Below are 17180 nucleotides of genomic sequence, written 5' to 3'. Positions count from 1 at the left end.
TCGAAGCCAAGGTCAGTTGAGGGTCCAGGACGCGCCGAGGCTGACACCGACATCGCCATGGTTCGTGGTTGCCGAGATCGCGCTGTTGAGGCGGAAGTCGAGGCTCGGGTTGTAGCCCAGTCCAAGCGCCAGGCCCGACTGCCCCTTGAAGTTGCCGAATCCGCCGGCAAGTGACAGCTTGCCAGCACGATCGTCATAGCGCAGTCCAGCTGTCGCCAGCGCCAGGGCTGTTCCGGCCCGCGCCTCGGTGCGGTTCTCGCTGATCTGACCGCCGAGATGCTGGAAGCTGGATTCCAACGCGCCGACCCGTCCATCGAGCTGCGCGATGTTGGTGGTGTTGGCGGTGACCCGCGTGTCGAGACCGGAAATCTGGACGGTATTTACAGCGATAGCATCGGTGTTGCTGGTGATCCGCCTCTCGTGGTCGGCAAGCTCGGTCGTGTTGTTGGTGATGCGCGTCTCGTGATCGGCGAGTTCGGTGGTATTGGCGGTGATCTGTGTTGTGTGACTGTTCACTGTGGTGTTCAGAGCGGTGATGTCGGTGCTGTTTTGGGCAACCTGGGCCGGCAGGGCCTCAAGCGTCGCGGTATCGAACGTCGAGGCTGCGAGGTTGCCGCTGCCATCCGTCGTCATCAGATAGGTCTGGCCGCCTTGGGCATCTTTGCTCGCCTGCGAATTGACGCCTGCCAGCGTATAAGTGTTTCCGCCGGTGCCGATCGCCACCTGGTTGTCGCGGGCGGTTGATGTGCCTTGGCCGAGTGCGGTAGAGCCTGTAAAGTTGGCTGTCGAGCCGGCGCCCAGCGCGGTGGCATTCAGGGCATTTGCGGTTGAATTATGGCCGAGTGCGGTGGCTTCATCTTGGCCCGAGGCACCCATGCCAGCTTCCGCACCCATCCCCACGGCCGTGTCACCGCTGCTCAATATGCCGGGAGCAAACCCCGCTTTCGCGTAGGCACCAAACGCGGCCCCTTGGGCCCTGGCACCCGCGCTATAACCAACAGCGGAACCTTCTACACCGGCCACCGACGCATTCGGGCCGATTGCGACGCCGAACGGGTCCGGAGTGAAGGCAAATCCCAGTGGCAGATTTGTATCATCGCCGCAGGCAAGGCTGTTGGCATTGCCGCCGTCGTGGCCGCCGGCGCACTCGCCGGCCGACGCATCCTCTAGAGCGAATGTCGCGATGACAAACCCCATCGAAGCAACCAAAGCCATCGTTGAAACCCGATAGCTTCGGTCAGGTCGCTGCGTTACCGCAGCTCCGCCCAGAATGCCCGTCAACGCTCGAATGTCCATGATAGCCCCCGATTCCAAGTCCCCGTTGAGACCGGAAGAGCCGATCCGAGGACATCCATGGCGGGAGCTTTGCCGGGCGACTGCTGCTTTGCCTACCTGTCATATGGCAGGGGTGTGGGCATTTTTTTCCGCCTGTTGCGCCGGAACTTCGGGTTGGCCCTCACCTTTGGCGGCCGAGGGGCGTGGCACTTTTGAGCAGCGCGACGAGCTGGCTCTGCTGGCTTGTTCCGGTCTTGCGAAAAATTTGCTCCAGATAGTAGCGCGCGGTCGTGGGTTGAATGCCGCAGATCAACGCTGTCTGCTTCAATGACTTGCCTGAGGTGAGCGTCGCGGCAAGTCGGGCCTCGGCCGGCGTCAGATCGAACAGGCCGTTCAGCACACTCGGCGACGGCACCATGTTGCTGGCGCTAACCGCTGTCGCGGCTACCAGGATGTCGCCACCTGAAAAGATGTCGTGCGCCGCTCGCCGCAACGGTACCAGATGAATGACCAGCCCAGGCTCTTCCTCCTTCGCTGGGATGGGGATCGAGCGCACGACCTGACTGTGCCTGTTGTGAGTGATTGCTTCCTGAAAAAGCGCATTGGCGACTGTGTTGGTGAGTGCCATGCCTCCCTGAGCGGTAGCGAGGACAACCGACCCCATGTCTTCCAGAAGGGCATTGGTGGTCAAGGTCCGCCCCGACGCGGTCAGCACCGCCGCAGGCAACCCGATAGCGTCCAGCGCCGAAACGGTAGCCTTGGCTTGTTCCATTCCCAATCGCGCGGACACCAAGCCAGCGCGCGCAAAATGCGGACGAAGCAGGTTGAGCCGGTCCACCGAGGCCTGATCTGGAATGCCTTGGTCGGTCCATCGCTGGAATACAAACGTTACCAGTTCGCCGGTCGGCATTGAAACCGCTGAACAGAGGTGAGCGCCAATTCCCGCCGCCCGCAGCCGCATCCGCACCGCATCCTGTTCGATTTCTTCCTCGCTCATGAAGGCTTCGACATGGACGAAGCTCGATGGGTTCATGTCGTACATGCGCATGACGCCAGGAGACATTTTCCAGTTGTGACCGATCAAAAATTCTTCAAACAGGGGCCGGATCTGGTCGTAGGCGGCGTTTTGACCCAAGGAATTGTCGCTTATTCTGCCGCGTGTTGGAGAACTATCGCTGATGACGAAAATAGAGCCGCTGACTAAGCTCAAAATGCCGCTGGCCGCCTCGAGGACGCCGGCCCACAGATCGGGGATAAAAGCAGCCTCGTAGATCTCGTCTGTAAGATCATCGAACATCGGCCTTACCTTTTTCGGGCGAGCGTCAGGGATGGACAACCGCACTCGTGTCAACCGACCCTCCTCCGAACATGCCACGCTTAAACCTGTGGTCAACCAGAAGATGTTCTTGAGCGGAAGTATTGTTAGCCTGAAGGCCGATACCGGGCAGCATTCTCCTCACCGCCGCACGATTGCAGGCGGCTCTCCAAACACGATCCGGCCACGACCAAAAGCAGAGTGAAGGAGGCCGACGCGGTGCCTGAGAGCTACTGCGCCCGCCATGCGACCCGCAGGACCACCAGGCGCTGACAGAGAGCGAGGGCGACGCCGTCAATGTGATGGCTCGATTCGCTATCTGCCCCAACAGGGAATACAGTGCCTTGGTCGTCTGTGACGGTTTCCGGCAATCGGACGCTTGGAAGTGAACATCATGCTTTCGCCCCGAACAGGGGGAGCATGAGCACCGTCCGATCATATCTTCTCAAAGTCGTTCACTACTATGAGAAAGCTCTGTCCATCCAAGATAGGGCCATCGAGCGAGAGCGGGCAAAGGGTCGCCCTGTGGAGCAGGACCAGCGCCTGCTTGAGAGCATTCGCGAGAGCATGAAGAGGGCGCTTGAAGCACTCCGGCGCGTCGAGCACCGTTAGGCGCGCCCCGCGTCGAAAGGAGTCTCTCTCCTAAAGACTGAACGTGTATTCGAAGATGTGGCCTCGCTTCTCGTCGGCCACCCTGATCCAAATCTGCTCGGTCGTGCGCAATGTCACGTCGCGCTCCGTCGCTTCGCGTGCGGCTCTGATCGGCGTCGTTGCGTTGACGACGTGAGTGGCGGTGACCGTCTCTCCGTCCATCTCTTCGACCTGATATTTCGGCACCCTCAATCTCCCGGAGCATCCATTCCGATGCGCAACGTGAATCCGTGCCCTTCGTTGCACTGCGCAGGAATTCCCAGGTTTGGAACCATTTTAGCGCAAGCTGATTGAATCGCGTTGGTAGCAATCGCGGGGCGCGAGGTGCCGCAATATCGGGTTGAGGTCATGGCGGCCGGATTGGTTGTGTCGTCGAGCATGGTCACTGCCCAGCTACCGTTCAAAGCGGCAGAGGCACACATCGGCCAGCCCGTCACATTCAGGCGACAGGAAGAAAACTGGTTCCGTGTCACCGAGATGAAGGGCGAGAAACGAACCTTTGCTTACGTTGCCCGGATGAGGACTACATGAGTACGCGCGGCGTCAATTTCCTCGACAAGTGGCTAAGCAGCAATGTGTCTGGCATGGCCAGTTCAGACGTGCTCTCCGTCGCCGAGGCGATCCAGAAGCTTTTTGCCGACGGAAAGGCAATCGGGATCAGCAGTACCGAGATCGAGGAGGAGACCGGGAGCGTCTATGAAGCGGTGTCCGATGCCATCGTGCATCATGATGCTGGTCTTCTGGACTGAGGAATTCGCAGGTCGACACGCGGTGCGCGCTCTCGCTTCTCTGTACCAATCCGTACGCGTAAGCGCAGGTGAGGAACAAACGCGACGCACCTATGTTCGAGGGGCATGGCGCTCTATAATTTCGACCTGAACGACAACGGAACTCTATACCCGGACACCGAAGGTACCGACCTTCCGAGCCTGGAAGCCGCTGAAGATGAGGCATCACGGGCGCTGATAGAAATAGCAAGGGGCCGGATGCCGGACGGCACATTCGCAGAGGTCGCCCTGCATGTCGGTCTTCAATCACAAACCGGTGAGCGCCGAACGAAGCGGACGGCGGCGCGCTCACGGCGTCGCTGTCAAGTTCATGAAGAACTGATCCGAATTTCCCCAGCAGAAATGATTTTTGCCGCCTGCGAAGCTTACCCCTTGTCGACCCGTCGGAGAGCTTTGAGCGCGACTTTCAAGCTCTCTCGCATGCTCTCAAATATGGTCTCGTCCTGCTCCACGGGCCGACCCTTTTCCCGCTCATGCTCGACGATCCGGTGCGACCGCAATTGAATATGGTCTCATCGCGCGTTGATCGCGCTTGCCATCATTACCGGTGCAGGCGCGCTTGGAAATTCGGTCAACACCAAGTTCACCAAGACCGGCAAACGTTGAAGCGCAGCGGGTCTTAATCCGCGTGTCTCCTCGGCCAATCCTAGCTCGTAGTAACGGGTGAGGCGCCGCGGACCATCACCGAGTCGCAAGATTCCCGCCTTGGGCTCAGACATTGACCGGGATTCAATGAACGCGGGCCTGCCAGCTATTTCAGCCGTGTCTTCCGTCAGCAGACCGGCATAACGCCGACCCATCTGAGGCATCCGGACCGGACGGAGGCGAATGCGTTGCCAATTCAGCTCGGCAAGCTCGGCATCTATGCCGATGGCCGGATCAATGATGGCCGGCCGTTACGTTACCGCGATGACCTTGCCCGTTGCATCAAGGCGACACAGGACTTTCGCCTGTCGCAGTTGTACGCCACCCCGGAGCGCATACTTTATTCGCACCTCGATCGGCGCCGCCAGACCAGCGTTGCGTTGGCGCATCGGGCCGCCGCTGACGGCGGATACGCGCACGGCGCCAAGCGGCGTCGCGGCAGACGCGATAGCCGCGCGGCACGCATTCACAACTTTGGGCGGCGTGCCTGGCTCCGCTTTCAGCGACACCAATGGCGCAAAGGGATAGCCCACCTGAGATCGCCCAGGTTCGCCACCACGTGTGCTGAAAGGCTTCAGGAGGGATGGGAGGCTGACAGCGGTTGTTGCGCTTTTCGCGGAGAAAACCGCGAGGTTGTGGGCGGGCGCGGTGTCCGCAGTGCCCGACGTTGCTGTGCCGGCACCTGTCGAAACGCCTGCGCTGGTGGTTCCCGCAGTGTCACCAGCCGAAACGCCTGCGCCGACTGACCCGGTGCCAGCGTTCGCGGTCGCGCCAATGCTTGCGCCACCCACACTTGCCGACGCGCCAACGCTAACGCCGCCTGTACCCACTGACGCGCCAGCGCTTGCGCCTCCCGACCCGCCGACACTTGTACCCACCCCAGCGGAAACGCCTTGCGAACCGACGCTGACTCCAGCGCCCGCGCCAAGGCCGCCGACCTTGCCACCTCCACCGACATCGAGGGCCGCTGCTGGTCCGGCGGCGGCTACGATCATCAAAGCGGCTGCCAGGTATTTGCCCATTTCGGAAACCTCTGCGGCATGCGTTAGCGCCAGCTTAGATGCGCTCCTGGCCATCGTCATCTAGCCGGGGTCGGAAGCAATGCATCGGGGAGAGTAATCGTTGTCGCCACCAGAACCCGCTTCGGCGATCTTGCAATCTTTGCTTTGTTTTTGTCCTGCAAACCTGTTTGACGGGCGGGTTGGCCATTACGGCCGGCAAGGGAAACTGTGGTGGAACGCGTCCTCGGCGCGTGCTCGATCTGCGCCGTGCGGCGCGCGATTTGCACCTTGACAAGGTCGATCGCCTTTCGCGCGGCGGTAAGGACAACCGACATGTCGGTCACTTTTTGACGCTCTTGCTCCAATGCGGCGCTCAAGTCGGCAGATGTGTGCCTTGCCGCGTCTCTTTCTTGACGGGCAACGTCGACATCACTTGCGGCCGAAGCGGCGCGCGCGCGTTCCAGGTCCAATGCCTCGTTGGCATGCTTTGCAGCAGCGACAGCCAACTGGAGGTCGGCGGCTCGCTCGGTCACAGCCAAATCTGCGCGTCTCGCATTGGCATCGCCGACCTGACGGGCCATTGCGAGTTCGTGTTCGGATTGTTCGACCTTATCCCGCTTTTCGGCAAGCGATTGATTTGCCACGGCCAGCGACGCTTCCATTGCGTTGCGTGTTTCGTTCGAGGAAATGACTTGTGCATTCAAGCCTTTGATGACGCGCCGCGCGGCCTCCAGATCGAGCTTGAGAGCTTCGTTGGTTTGGTTCGCCTCATTCAAGGCGTTTGCTTGCTCCGCTGAGGTGCCGGCCAGCACTCTTGCCTGCGCGCTTGCTGTACGCTCGGCGTGCTGGCTCTGGACCAACTGGGCCTTTGTCGACGCCAGTTCACCTCGCGCAGCAACGATCTGCTGCTGCATTTCGGCGCCATTGTCCGTCGGAGATATCAGCGCCAAGAGGAAGATGCCTCCGGGAACGGCGCTCCACCTCCAATGGCGGATGCTGAAGCGAACCCACGCCGGGCGAATATCGAACTCCTCATAATCTTCATGTGTGGGTGTCACTGGGCACGGTCCTCTGTCTACTAGGCACCCCTCGCGGTGCTCAAGAAAAACGCCATAATGGATGCGCGTGCGTGAATTAGGGTTATTTTCGTTGCAGCAGTCTGCCTCATGTTGGAGCGAATCAAAAGCCATGAATAACTTGCTTTTTTTAGAATTGTTCCGGCCGTTTATACCGTATACGTCTTCTGACGTAGAAAGCATCGTTCAAATGGACTAGGTATCCTGCCTGGTCGCCTCGGAACGGAGCTTGTCGGCGCTATGACCAATGTCGGACGGTCTAGGCGAGATTGCGCTCCGCGTCATTCGTTGCGCGGGCCTTCACCGAGAGCCGTGGTCGGGTCCCATGCCCGGTGGTGTTCTATTCCGACAAGCACACGGTGTTTCGGGTGGCGTCCCTGAGTCATGGAGTTATAAGAGAAAAGCGTTTTTCTTATAACGGAACCGACGCATGAAGGCGATCGATGGCGCGCTGACCGAGGCGCTGCGCCAGGGCCTAGGTGACCTCTGCGCTGATCGGCGCCTGCTGGCCGGAAAGGTCGGGACAGCGTCGCTGCGTTCATAGCGTCGACCAAGCGATGCCAAACTCGCCGAGATCGGTACGTGCGCACATCCAACATCAATCAGTGGGCTCAGATCTCGGCAGGCAAGCGACGTTCTGTGGACATAATTTCCCAGGCATCATCGGTTGGCGGATCAAGCCGTCTCCCGCACGAAATGCGTGGGTGAAACAGCGTTCATTGCTAGGCGTATCGGAACGAAATCGATTCCGCGTAGCGCGCTTGGAATCTCGTCTGACATCGGCTCTCGTCCAACCGATCGTTGTGCCGGATCAGCAACCGGAACCGTTGAAAGCAGCTTGCGGGTATAGGGGTGCTGCGGGTTGCCGAAGACCGAACGACGGTCGCCGATTTCCACGATCTCGCCCAGATACATTACGGCAACCCGATGTGCGATGCGCTCCACCACAGCCATATCATGGCTGATAAAGAGGATCGCGATGCTCATATCGCGCTGCAGGTCCATCAGAAGATTGATGACCTGCGCCTGGATCGTCACGTCGAGCGACGCGACCGCTTCATCTGCAATGAGCAGGCGAGGATCAAGCGCCAGCGCCCTGGCGATGCAGATGCGCTGCCGCTGCCCGCCGGAAAACGCATGTGGATAGCGGTCGAGATACTCAGGGGGCAGATGCACTTTGGCAAGCAATTCTGCTGCTCTTTTCTGCAGCGCACCGCGTGGTGCAATGCGGTGGACGCGCATGGGATCGGTCAGCGCCTGCCCGATCGTCATGCGTGGGTTGAGAGACGAGAACGGGTCCTGGAAGACCATTTGCACTTCGCGCCGAAACCGCGCGAGCGCCGCTCGCCGCGCACCGACCATCTCATTGCCATCATAGCGAATGGAGCCCGACAGGGGCTTGTCCAATTGCATTATGCTGCGCGCCACCGTCGACTTGCCGCATCCGGATTCTCCCACCAGCGCCAGCGTCTCACCGGGCAAAATATCGAAGGAAACGCCCTCCACGGCATGAACCCTCCCGGTGACGCGGCCAAAGGCCCCACCTTTCAGGTCGAACCGGGTTATAAGGTCGCGGACTTCGACCAGGGGCTTGCGGTCCGTCGCTTGCGACCCGGCGCTCATGCTGCAGCCTCAGGCTCGGAGGCTTCCGCATCGCATAAGACGAGCGGGAATTTTTCGGGCGCATCCTTGTCGGCCATGCTACCCAGTCGCGGCACCGCGGAGATCAACGCGCGAGTGTAACGATGGCGGGGAGCCGCAAAGATTTGGCCCACGGAATCCGACTCGACGATTTCCCCTTTCAACATCACGCAGACACGGTCGGCGATTTCGGCGACCACGCCCATGTCGTGGGTGATGAAAAGAACCGACATGCCGATCTCACGCTGCAGGGCGCGCACGAGATCCAGTATCTGAGCCTGGATAGTCACATCAAGCGCGGTTGTCGGTTCGTCGAGGATCATTAGCGAGGGCCGGCACGCCATGGCAATGGCGATCATGACGCGCTGGCGCATGCCGCCAGACAGCTGGTGCGGATACTGATCGAGCCGTCGGGCAGCGTCGGGAACGCGTACCAGCTTGAGCATATTCAACGCGATGTCGCGCGCTTCGCGCGGTGACTTGCCCTGGTGGCGAATGACCACCTCAGCGATCTGGTCGCCGATGGGAAACACAGGATTTAGGCTCGACATCGGGTCCTGAAAGACAATCGAGAACTCGAAGCCGCGAAGGCGCTCCATGCGCTTCTCCGAAAGCTGCGTCAGATCGGCTACCTGGCCATCCTTCAACCGCATTAGGACCCGCCCTGCCGTGATCCTGGCGCCGTCATATTCGGTGAGTCGCATGACCGTCATGGCGGTTACGGATTTGCCCGAGCCCGATTCACCAACCAGTGCCAGCGTCTCACCGCGCCGGATCTGAAAGGAAACTCCTTGAACTGCCCGTACAGCCTTTGTCGCGCCCGCCCCAAAGCAGACTTCGAGGTTTTCGACCGACAGGACAACATTGTCGGGAAGGTTGGCTGTGGCGGCGGACTTGGCTGTCAAAAAAATGGGCTCCACGTGCAAACGCTGATCCACATCGAACGCGGTGAGCTCGCGGGCTGTCAATAGGGCCACTCGCCGGCGGGCCTTGTGAGCAACCCCACCGGAAGGCCTCCGGGCGTTTTCGAGCACGACGCCAGCCTTACAATGTCCGGCTTACAGCCGTGCTGCGCAGCGTTATGCAATTTCTGCATGTGTCCATCGGATTTCGCATTATGTGCGAGATCGGTTCGTTCAACCGTCTCAGCGCATGGTGAGTGTTGGATCAAGTGTGTTGCGCCCGCGCGTTTGCTCGGCGGTCCGCAGGAGATATTTCCAAAGCGCGTCGCCTTCTCTATTGCGCGCGCCGACGCGACGAAAGATCCTGATCTCGATCTCCAGCGACATCTGCTGACCGCCGATCTGCACTAGTTCGCCGTGGGCGATCGATTTCTGGACGCAGATCTGCGGCAGCCACACGACGCCTTGTCCCGCGATCGCCATCTGCTTGAGGCCTTCGGCAAGCGACGACTGGTAGACGATGCTGAGATTGAGAGGGCGGCGCCAGCGGGACTGGATGAGCGAGATCAGCTTTCCCAGATAGCCGTCGCTCCAGGAATAGGCGAGATATGGAATGACGGTCCCTTCGGGCACATCGATGTCGAAGAGCGGCGCTCCGTCTTGGTCGACACCTGAGACCAGAACCAAGCGATCCTTGCCGATCTGCAAGGATTCGAACGGGCCTCCCTCAAGCACAGGCGGACCGTCGGGGTGATCGTAAGTGATGGCAAAGTCGCACTTGTCCGATGACAGATGTTCGACGCATTCCAGAAAGTCGCCAGTGTGCATGCTGCTGCGGACCGGCGCATTGGGCATGTCCGGCTGGCTGATCCACTTGGGGAAAAAATAGATAGCCAGCGTATGAAGTGCTGCGAAGGTCAGGAGTCTTGAGCTGGCGCCCGCGGCGTTGCGGCAATCGGTGCGCAGCCGATACATGTCACGAACCATTTCCTGGCAGCGCGGATAAAAAACGTTGCCCGCGCTGGTGAGACGCACCGGGTATGTGCTGCGGTCGACCAGTTCAATGCCGACCCATGCTTCCAGCGACTTGATGCGCCGGCTGAAGGCAGGCTGCGAGATGTTGCGGGACGCCGCCGCGGTCGAAAAATTCCGCGTTGCGGCGATCTCGAGGAAATCTTCAAACCACGCCAGCTCCATGATCAGCCCCATGCATTATTCGCATAACTGATCCTATCTACGCATTGGACACCAGCGCAAGGCTCCTCCTACCTTCCCTCGCAACGATAAAAAACGACTCGGGTCGAAAAGGCCCTAGGCCAATTGTGGGAACAACACCATGAAAATGAAACGCGCCCTGGCCATAGCCTTCTGCATGGGAATTGGCGCTGTTGCGGCGCCTGCCGCGGCAGAAACCAAAAACCCCGGAACCTTCGTTTTCCTTTGGACCGATGACGTTCAGTCCTTCGATCCGGCCTATATCGCCAATACTCCGAGTTCGTACGGCGTATTAAACGTCTACAGCCGCCTGCTGAATTACAACGGCTCCCAGATTTCCGAGTTCGTACCTTCACTGTCGTCGCAAGTGCCCAGCCTCGAAAACGGCCTGATCAAACAGAATGCCGACGGCTCGGTCAGCTATACATTCCCGATCCGCAAGGGCGTCCACACCCACAAGGTCGGCATCAAGGGAGACGACGGCAAAATCACCTGGCAGTATTTCGACGGGCTGAGCGCAGAGCAGAAGGCCAAGATCGAACCCGGCTTCGGAGAGATCACGCCCGAAGACGTGCGCTACTCGCTGCTGCGCGCCATTTTCATGGGCCAGTCCTGGATGTCCAACGCCATCACCGAAGTGGTGACGGCCAGCAAATACACAGACGTCGCCAAATGGGTCGAAGCTGAAGGCAAGGTCTCGGATATCAAGGCTGCCAGCCCTGAAGCGCTTCGAAAGGTCTATGACGAACTCGCTTCGCAGATCACCGTCGAGGGCGACAATGTCACACTGAAGCTGCCGAAATCCTTCCCTGCAACGCTTGGCGTCCTAGCCTTGCCGTTCGGCGCCTCGATCGTCGACAAGGAATGGGTCTCCTCCGTCGGAGGCTGGGATGGCAATGGCGACACCTGGAAGAAATACTACCGCCCTGAACTCGGCGACGATCCGCTGTTTGCCGAGGAAAACGGCTCCGGTCCGTTCATGCTCGATGAGTGGGACAGGACGGACCGCCGCATCACACTGAAGCGTTTCGACAATTATTTCATGGGGCCGGCTTCGCTCGAGCGCGTGGTCATGCGCACCGTTCCGGAATGGACGACGCGTCGCTTGCAATTGCTTTCGGGCGATGCCGATTTCGTCGCTACACCGGTGGAATTCCTGGACGAGCTCAGCAAGACCGACGGGGTCAAGGTCATCGATGGCCTGCCCAAGGTTTTCAGTCGTGGCCTCTATTTCGCCTGGCCGATCGACGATGCCGACAACGCCGCCATCGGCAGCGGCCAGCTGGACGGCAACGGCATTCCCCCTGACTTCTTCTCCGACATCGATGTCAGGCAGGGTTTCAACTATGCTCAGAACTACGATGCGCTGATAAAGCAGGCGCTGCTTGGCAAAACCGTGCAGGCACGCGGCCCGACCGTGCGCGGCATCATGGGCTACCGTGCGGACTCGCCGATCTACACCTACGACCCGGCCAAGGCCGCGGAGCACTTCAAGAAGGCTTTCGGCGGCAAGCTGTGGGATACCGGCTTCACCTTCACGGCCTTCGTGCAGGAAGGCACGCCGCAAGGCACGGCCGCGCTTTCGGCGCTCCAGCAGGGATTGCAGCGCATCAACCCGAAGTTCAAGATGAAGATCCAGTCGCTGCCCTGGTCATCGATCTCCGACAAGCTCAACAATCGTGAGAAGCCCGCCGCACCGCTAACCTATATGGGCTGGGGACCGGACTATTCCGATCCTGGTGGTCCGCTTGGGGCTGCAACCTACTACCTGTCGCCGACCGGACTCGTCGGCGGCATGCTGGGCCAGGGCTACCGCGACCTGATGGCGGAAAAGTTCAAGCCGCTTCTCGACCAGGCCTGGGCCTCGAGCGATCCGGCCGTGCGCGAGCCGATCTACGCCAAGCTGCAAGAAATGTCCTACGACTACGCCACCACACAATTCCTCTGGGAGGACTTCGGTTACATCGTCACCCGCAGCAACATCGACGGCTACGTCCACAACATGATCCTGTACGGCGCCTGGGACTTCTATCCCGTCAAGAAAAAGGCCGACTGAGTTTCGCGTCTGCCGGGCGGCATCGCCCGCCCGGCAGACGATCCATTCCTCATGGCTCGGATGCTGATGTGCTGAACTACGCCTTGCGGCGGCTCCTGATGTTGCCCTTCGTTCTGTTTGCCCTGTCGCTGATGCTTTTTGCGCTGCAGATGTCGCTGTCGCCAACGCAGCGGCTGGCCGCCTACGCTCCGTCGCCGGACTTCCTGAAGGGCGGTCAGGAGAGCATTCGCAAGATGATCGAACAATACGGGCTCAACGACCCCTTCTACCTCCAATACGGACGCTGGATCGGCAATGTCCTGACCGGCAATATGGGCTGGTCCGAGACCGCGCGCCAGCCCGTCGCGCATGCCCTGGCGTCGCTCCTGCCGGCGACGCTGGAGCTGGTCCTGCTGGCATTCATTCCGGGGTTCCTGCTTGCCATTTATCTGGGATCGCGGGCCGGCATCCATCTCAACCGCTGGCCGGACCATTTGATCCGCATCTTCACCATATTGGGCTGGTCGTTCCCGGTGTATGTCTTCGGGCTCCTGATGCTGCTGATTTTCTATTCGGCGCTCGACTGGTTCCCGCCGGGCCGCCTCAGCCAATGGGCGCAGGCTGCCGTCACTTCGCCGGGCTTCACCCGCTACACCGGCGCGAACACGATTGACGCGCTGCTCAACGGCAATCTGGCAATCTTCGGGGATTCGTTGAGGCATCTTGCTGCCCCCGTGATCACGCTGACTTATGTCAACCTTGCCAACATGACGCGGGTGATGCGCACCTCGATGCTGGAGACCCTGCGCCAGGATTATGTCCGGACCGCACGGGCAAAGGGCATGCCCCGGCGAGTGGTGGAGCTGCATCACGCCCGGCGCAACGCGCTCCTTCCTGTCACGACCATCGCAGGCATGGAGCTCGCAGCCATGATGGGCGGCGTCGTCATCACCGAGACCATTTTCGACTATGCGGGCCTTGGCCAGTTCGCGGCCAAGACGGCGGCCAATCTGGATTTTCCCGCAGTGCTTGGCTTCGGCCTCTATTTTGCGGTCGTACTCGTGGTGCTGAACCTTGCAGTCGACCTGATCTATCCCTTGCTTGATCCAAGGGTGAAGACGCGATGAGGGCGCTTGGCTATCTGAAGCGCAATCCGATGTCGCTGGTCGGCGTGCTCCTGCTTACAGCCTTCGTGCTGGTAGCGATTTTCGCACCTGTCCTTGCACCGCCCCAGGAATTCCAGATGTCGGTCTACGACACCCCGCGCGCGGGCTTCCTGGCAACCCCGCAGCCGCCATCGCCAGAAGCGATTTTTGGGACGACTGAAGGACAGTACGACATCTATTACGCCGTCATTTGGGGGACCCGCACGGCCTTCAAGATCGGCCTCGGCGTCGTTGCCATCTCCGTCCTGATCGGAACGGTCGTAGGGTCGATCGCAGCCTTCTACGGCGGTGTCGTCGAAGAGGTGTTGATGCGCATCGTCGACGTCTTCATGGCGGTGCCATTCCTCATCGCCGCAATGGTGCTCACTGCTCTGCTGGGGAAGGGCCTTGGCCCGATAACGGTCGCGCTGACGACCTTCGGATGGATGGGCTATGCGCGTGTTGTGCGCAGCGAAATCCTGCGCATCCGCGAGATGGATTTCGTCAATGCGGCCAGATGCTATGGCGCCGGCGACTTCAGGCTGATCGTGTTCCACATCCTGCCCAACGCATTCTTTCCCGTGCTCGTCCTGGCAACCATGGCCACCGGTTCAATGGTGCTCACTGCCTCAGCGCTCAGCTTCCTCGGCGTCGGCACGGAAGAGGGCTACGCCGATTGGGGGCAGTTCATCGCCTACGCCCGCAACTGGATCGTTGGACAACCCGGCAATCCGTTCCAGTACTGGTATACGCTGGCCTTTCCAGGCGCCGCGATCTTCCTGTTCGTGCTGGCATGGAACCTAGTCGGCGATGCGTTGCGCGACATTCTCGATCCCCGCCATACAGATTGAAAATCAGGGAGTATCTTTCCGTGTCTTCGCTTTCCCCCAGCGCCATCGAGCTTCTCGAAGACCTTATCCGCCATGAGGTGGAGGACAAGGCGATCCCGTCCATCTCCTATGCCCTTGTCGACAGGGAAGGTCTGATATCGCAGGGCCACATACAGCGGCATGATCGTCACTTCGACATGAAGAGCGATACGTGTTTCCGCATCGGCTCGATCACAAAGACCTTTACATCGGTTGCCATCATGCAGCTTGTCGAGAAGGGCCTGGTCGACCTTGATGTCGATGTCTCGGAATACCTGCCAGGATTCCATCCGGTCAATCCGTTCGCCGGCCGCGAAAGCGGACCGCACGGTTCTCAGATAAGCCTGTCCAAGCTGTTGAGCCACACTGCCGGTATCGTGCGCGAGCCCAAGAGCGGCCACTACCTGGATTCGCACAAGCCGCCGCTCGCCGACACAGTCGCCGAACTTGCGACGTCGACGTTGAAGCAGGACCCCAGCACCGGCATCATGCACTATTCCAATGCCGGCATTGCAATTGTCGGCATGGTGATCGAGCGTGTGACGCGAAAGAGCTATTCCGACTACATCACCGAAAACATCCTCAAACCGCTGGGCATGAAGGACACGTCGTCCGGGATGGCTCCGGGCATCCGCGAAAGGCTGGCGCCCGCCGACATGTGGACGCTGGACGGGGATAGTCCAGCGCCGGTGTTCAACCTCGGCGGTTCGCCTGCCGGCAATATTTTCTCCACCACATCGGACATGGCCAGCTACACGCAGTGCCTGCTGCGCGGCGGCTTTGCCCCCAATGGTGATCCCATCGTCAGTCCCGCATCGCTGCGCAAGATGTGGACCCCGATCGGCAAGCGCCCTGAAGGTCACAACAAAGACCTGAACGGTTATGGCCTCTGCTTCGGCGTCGGCGATATGGACGGATGGACGTCCGTCGGTCATGGCGGCGCCGTTTATGGTTACGCATCTCAGATGATGCTTTTGCCCAGCGCCGGTTTCGGTATCCTGATCTTCGCGACGCTTGATTTCGCCAATCAGATCGCCTCGCGGCTGGCCAGCGACGGCCTGCGGATCGCACTTGCCGATCGCGGCATGGGACGCATGCCGTCTCGCAACCAGAACCCGCCATCCATTACGCAAGATCAGTTCGCGGCGCTGCCTGGCCTCTATCGCCAAGAGGCAAGCGGCGAGGTGGTTGAGGTCAAGAACAAGGACGGTAAGCTCTATCTGATGGGCGAGGGCGTGCCGCTTCAGATCCGCCCGGTCTCGGGCAATGACTTTGTCATCGACGGACGCATCTATGGGCGCGGCGCCGACTACGCGCATATGAACCTGTCCTTCTCCAAGGCGAACGAGCTGACCTGGAAAGGAGCCAATTGGTCGCGTGTCGACACGCTTCCTGTCGAAAAGGTGCCGCCCGAGATCGCGCCGCATCTGGGCGAATACGGACCGGATTTCAACATCACTTATCTCAGCTACAGCCACGGTCAGTTGAAATGCCTGATCGAATATTTCTGCACCCATAGATGCGAGCCGGTTGATGCTGGCCGCTTCCGCATGCACGGCCTTCTCTACGAGGAAGAGATCCTCGAACTGGACGCCGTCGACGACAATGGCCGCCGGGGCATTCGGGTCGGGCCGATGTTCCTGGTGCGCCGGCAGGCTGAAATGGCGGCCTGAGGAACAGACACTGAGCATGTGAGGTCGGGCCATGTGAGGTCGGACCTTGCGAAGCGCGTGTCATGGACCGCACGGCCGGCAAGAAATACAGACGCCGCGTGAGCGGCGACACGACGACCACTGCGAAATCGAAAGGCAGGAACATGAAGGTCTTCATCAGCGCCGACATCGAAGGCACGGCGGGCATTACCAACTGGGACGAGGCGCGCAAGGGCAATCCCGACTATGCGGAATTCCGCGAGCTGATGACCGACGAATTGGTCGCAGCCTGCGAAGGCGCCAAAGCGGCAGGCGCTACCGAAGTCGTCGTCAAGGACGCCCACTCGACGGCCCGCAACCTCATCTTGTCCAGGCTTCCCGACTATGTGCGCATCGTGCGCGGCTGGAGTGGACACCCCGATGCGATGATGTTCGGCATTGACGAAAGCTTCGATGCCGCTCTCTACACGGGTTATCACAACAAGGCCGGAACCGACACGAACCCGCTGGCACATACGTTGACCGGCACCGTGTCCAGAATGCTAATCAACGGGGAGGTGGCGTCCGAATATACCCTCAATGCGCACTGCGCTGCTCGTTACGGTGTGCCCTCGGTCTTCCTGTCGGGCGACGCCGGCATGTGCGGTGAGGCAAGGGCACTGGTGCCCGAGATATCAACGGTTGCGACCAGCGAAGGCTTCGGACCGGCCACGTCCTCCCTGTCGCCGCAAGGCGCCGTCAAGGCCATCCGCGGGACCGTGGAAGCCTCGCTGTCGCGCGATCTGTCGAAATGCCTGCCGAAACTGGCCGACAGGTTCGAACTCATAGTCGAGTATACCACGCCGATCGAAGCTTACCGGGGAAGCTGGTATCCCGGCATCGAGCACCCTGCGGCGCGCACGCTTCGCTTCGAGGCAGACAATTTCTTCGACATCCTGCGCGCCATACGGTTTGTCGTGTGAACCAACAG

General features: G+C 60.2%; 15 protein-coding genes and 2 pseudogenes. 9 read left to right on the top strand and 8 right to left on the bottom strand.

Annotated elements, in window-relative coordinates; all coding sequences use genetic code 11:
* Window positions 1-12: 12 nt before the first annotated feature.
* From LB564_RS28670 to LB564_RS28655, 4 genes are all read right to left on the bottom strand, one after another.
* Window positions 13-1296: a YadA-like family protein gene (locus tag LB564_RS28670; RefSeq protein ID WP_140707502.1), complete on the bottom strand. Its 1284-nt coding sequence runs from the start codon at window positions 1294-1296 to the stop codon at window positions 13-15.
* A gap of 160 nt (window positions 1297-1456) precedes the next feature.
* The gene (locus LB564_RS28665) at window positions 1457-2572 is read right to left on the bottom strand and encodes a helix-turn-helix transcriptional regulator (protein ID WP_224542483.1); all 1116 of its coding nucleotides are present in this window, start codon (window positions 2570-2572) and stop codon (window positions 1457-1459) included.
* 660 nt (window positions 2573-3232) lie between these two features.
* Window positions 3233-3427: a hypothetical protein gene (locus LB564_RS28660; protein WP_140707506.1), complete on the bottom strand. Its 195-nt coding sequence runs from the start codon at window positions 3425-3427 to the stop codon at window positions 3233-3235.
* Window positions 3428-3429: 2 nt separating this feature from the next.
* The gene (locus LB564_RS28655; RefSeq protein WP_224542482.1) at window positions 3430-3621 is read right to left on the bottom strand and encodes a hypothetical protein; all 192 of its coding nucleotides are present in this window, start codon (window positions 3619-3621) and stop codon (window positions 3430-3432) included.
* A 147-nt stretch (window positions 3622-3768) separates the two neighbouring features.
* Between LB564_RS28655 and LB564_RS28650 the strand changes: the two genes are divergently transcribed.
* The 3 genes and pseudogenes from LB564_RS28650 to LB564_RS28645 form a co-directional block, all read left to right on the top strand.
* Window positions 3769-3990: a DUF768 domain-containing protein gene (locus LB564_RS28650; RefSeq protein ID WP_140707508.1), complete on the top strand. Its 222-nt coding sequence runs from the start codon at window positions 3769-3771 to the stop codon at window positions 3988-3990.
* Between the two features lie 105 nt (window positions 3991-4095).
* A complete protein-coding gene (locus LB564_RS31800) occupies window positions 4096-4533 on the top strand; it encodes a DUF6894 family protein (RefSeq protein ID WP_411910167.1) in 438 nt (145 codons plus the stop codon).
* Window positions 4514-4652: pseudogene (locus LB564_RS28645) on the top strand (Flp family type IVb pilin); the annotation flags it as partial. The gene LB564_RS31800 and the pseudogene LB564_RS28645, both read left to right, overlap by 20 nt.
* A 273-nt stretch (window positions 4653-4925) precedes the next feature.
* Here LB564_RS28645 and LB564_RS28640 read toward each other — a convergent pair.
* A complete protein-coding gene (locus LB564_RS28640; protein WP_224542481.1) occupies window positions 4926-5207 on the bottom strand; it encodes a hypothetical protein in 282 nt (93 codons plus the stop codon).
* 360 nt (window positions 5208-5567) lie between these two features.
* On the opposite strand from LB564_RS28640, the gene LB564_RS28635 reads away from it, so the two are divergent.
* Entirely contained in the window at window positions 5568-5723 is a 156-nt protein-coding gene (locus LB564_RS28635) for a hypothetical protein (RefSeq protein ID WP_224542480.1), read from the top strand.
* A gap of 29 nt (window positions 5724-5752) precedes the next feature.
* Here the strand turns inward: LB564_RS28635 and LB564_RS28630 are convergent, their stop codons facing one another.
* The 3 genes and pseudogenes from LB564_RS28630 to LB564_RS28615 form a co-directional block, all read right to left on the bottom strand.
* Window positions 5753-6733, bottom strand: coding sequence for a hypothetical protein (locus tag LB564_RS28630; RefSeq protein ID WP_140707514.1), 981 nt, complete (start codon window positions 6731-6733; stop codon window positions 5753-5755).
* A gap of 693 nt (window positions 6734-7426) precedes the next feature.
* A pseudogene (locus tag LB564_RS31795) lies at window positions 7427-9297 on the bottom strand (ABC transporter ATP-binding protein).
* A 240-nt stretch (window positions 9298-9537) separates the two neighbouring features.
* Entirely contained in the window at window positions 9538-10503 is a 966-nt protein-coding gene (locus LB564_RS28615; protein WP_224542478.1) for a LysR family transcriptional regulator, read from the bottom strand.
* A gap of 127 nt (window positions 10504-10630) precedes the next feature.
* Between LB564_RS28615 and LB564_RS28610 the strand changes: the two genes are divergently transcribed.
* The 5 genes from LB564_RS28610 (at window position 10631) to LB564_RS28590 (ending at window position 17172) form a co-directional block, all read left to right on the top strand.
* Window positions 10631-12565 carry an ABC transporter substrate-binding protein gene (locus LB564_RS28610; RefSeq protein ID WP_224542477.1) on the top strand — a complete coding sequence of 645 codons (1935 nt, stop codon included), beginning with the start codon at window positions 10631-10633 and terminating at the stop codon, window positions 12563-12565.
* 68 nt (window positions 12566-12633) lie between these two features.
* Window positions 12634-13671, top strand: a complete 1038-nt coding sequence (locus LB564_RS28605) for an ABC transporter permease (RefSeq protein WP_224542476.1) — start codon at window positions 12634-12636, stop codon at window positions 13669-13671.
* Complete coding sequence (locus LB564_RS28600; protein ID WP_140707518.1) at window positions 13668-14540, top strand: ABC transporter permease; 873 nt, start codon at window positions 13668-13670, stop codon at window positions 14538-14540. Before LB564_RS28605 ends, LB564_RS28600 begins: the two co-directional genes overlap by 4 nt.
* 20 nt (window positions 14541-14560) lie before the next feature.
* On the top strand, window positions 14561-16231 hold the full coding sequence (locus LB564_RS28595; RefSeq protein ID WP_140707520.1) for a serine hydrolase domain-containing protein: 1671 nt from the start codon (window positions 14561-14563) through the stop codon (window positions 16229-16231).
* 143 nt (window positions 16232-16374) lie between these two features.
* On the top strand, window positions 16375-17172 hold the full coding sequence (locus LB564_RS28590) for a M55 family metallopeptidase (RefSeq protein ID WP_140707876.1): 798 nt from the start codon (window positions 16375-16377) through the stop codon (window positions 17170-17172).
* Window positions 17173-17180 lie beyond the last annotated feature (8 nt).

The organism is Mesorhizobium sp. ES1-6, from assembly GCF_020164775.1.
Taxonomy (GTDB): Bacteria; Pseudomonadota; Alphaproteobacteria; order Rhizobiales; family Rhizobiaceae; genus Mesorhizobium.
This window is presented reverse-complemented; position numbering and strand designations above follow the sequence as displayed.

Coding starts and splice junctions, on each gene's coding strand:
- LB564_RS31800 (WP_411910167.1), top strand. CDS start 4,096: ATGGCGCTCTATAATTTCGACCTGAACGACAACGGAACTCTATACCCG.
- LB564_RS28615 (WP_224542478.1), bottom strand. CDS start 10,503: ATGGGGCTGATCATGGAGCTGGCGTGGTTTGAAGATTTCCTCGAGATC.
- LB564_RS28610 (WP_224542477.1), top strand. CDS start 10,631: ATGAAAATGAAACGCGCCCTGGCCATAGCCTTCTGCATGGGAATTGGC.
- LB564_RS28600 (WP_140707518.1), top strand. CDS start 13,668: ATGAGGGCGCTTGGCTATCTGAAGCGCAATCCGATGTCGCTGGTCGGC.
- LB564_RS28665 (WP_224542483.1), bottom strand. CDS start 2,572: ATGTTCGATGATCTTACAGACGAGATCTACGAGGCTGCTTTTATCCCC.
- LB564_RS28655 (WP_224542482.1), bottom strand. CDS start 3,621: ATGCTCGACGACACAACCAATCCGGCCGCCATGACCTCAACCCGATAT.
- LB564_RS28650 (WP_140707508.1), top strand. CDS start 3,769: ATGAGTACGCGCGGCGTCAATTTCCTCGACAAGTGGCTAAGCAGCAAT.
- LB564_RS28590 (WP_140707876.1), top strand. CDS start 16,375: ATGAAGGTCTTCATCAGCGCCGACATCGAAGGCACGGCGGGCATTACC.
- LB564_RS28670 (WP_140707502.1), bottom strand. CDS start 1,296: ATGGACATTCGAGCGTTGACGGGCATTCTGGGCGGAGCTGCGGTAACG.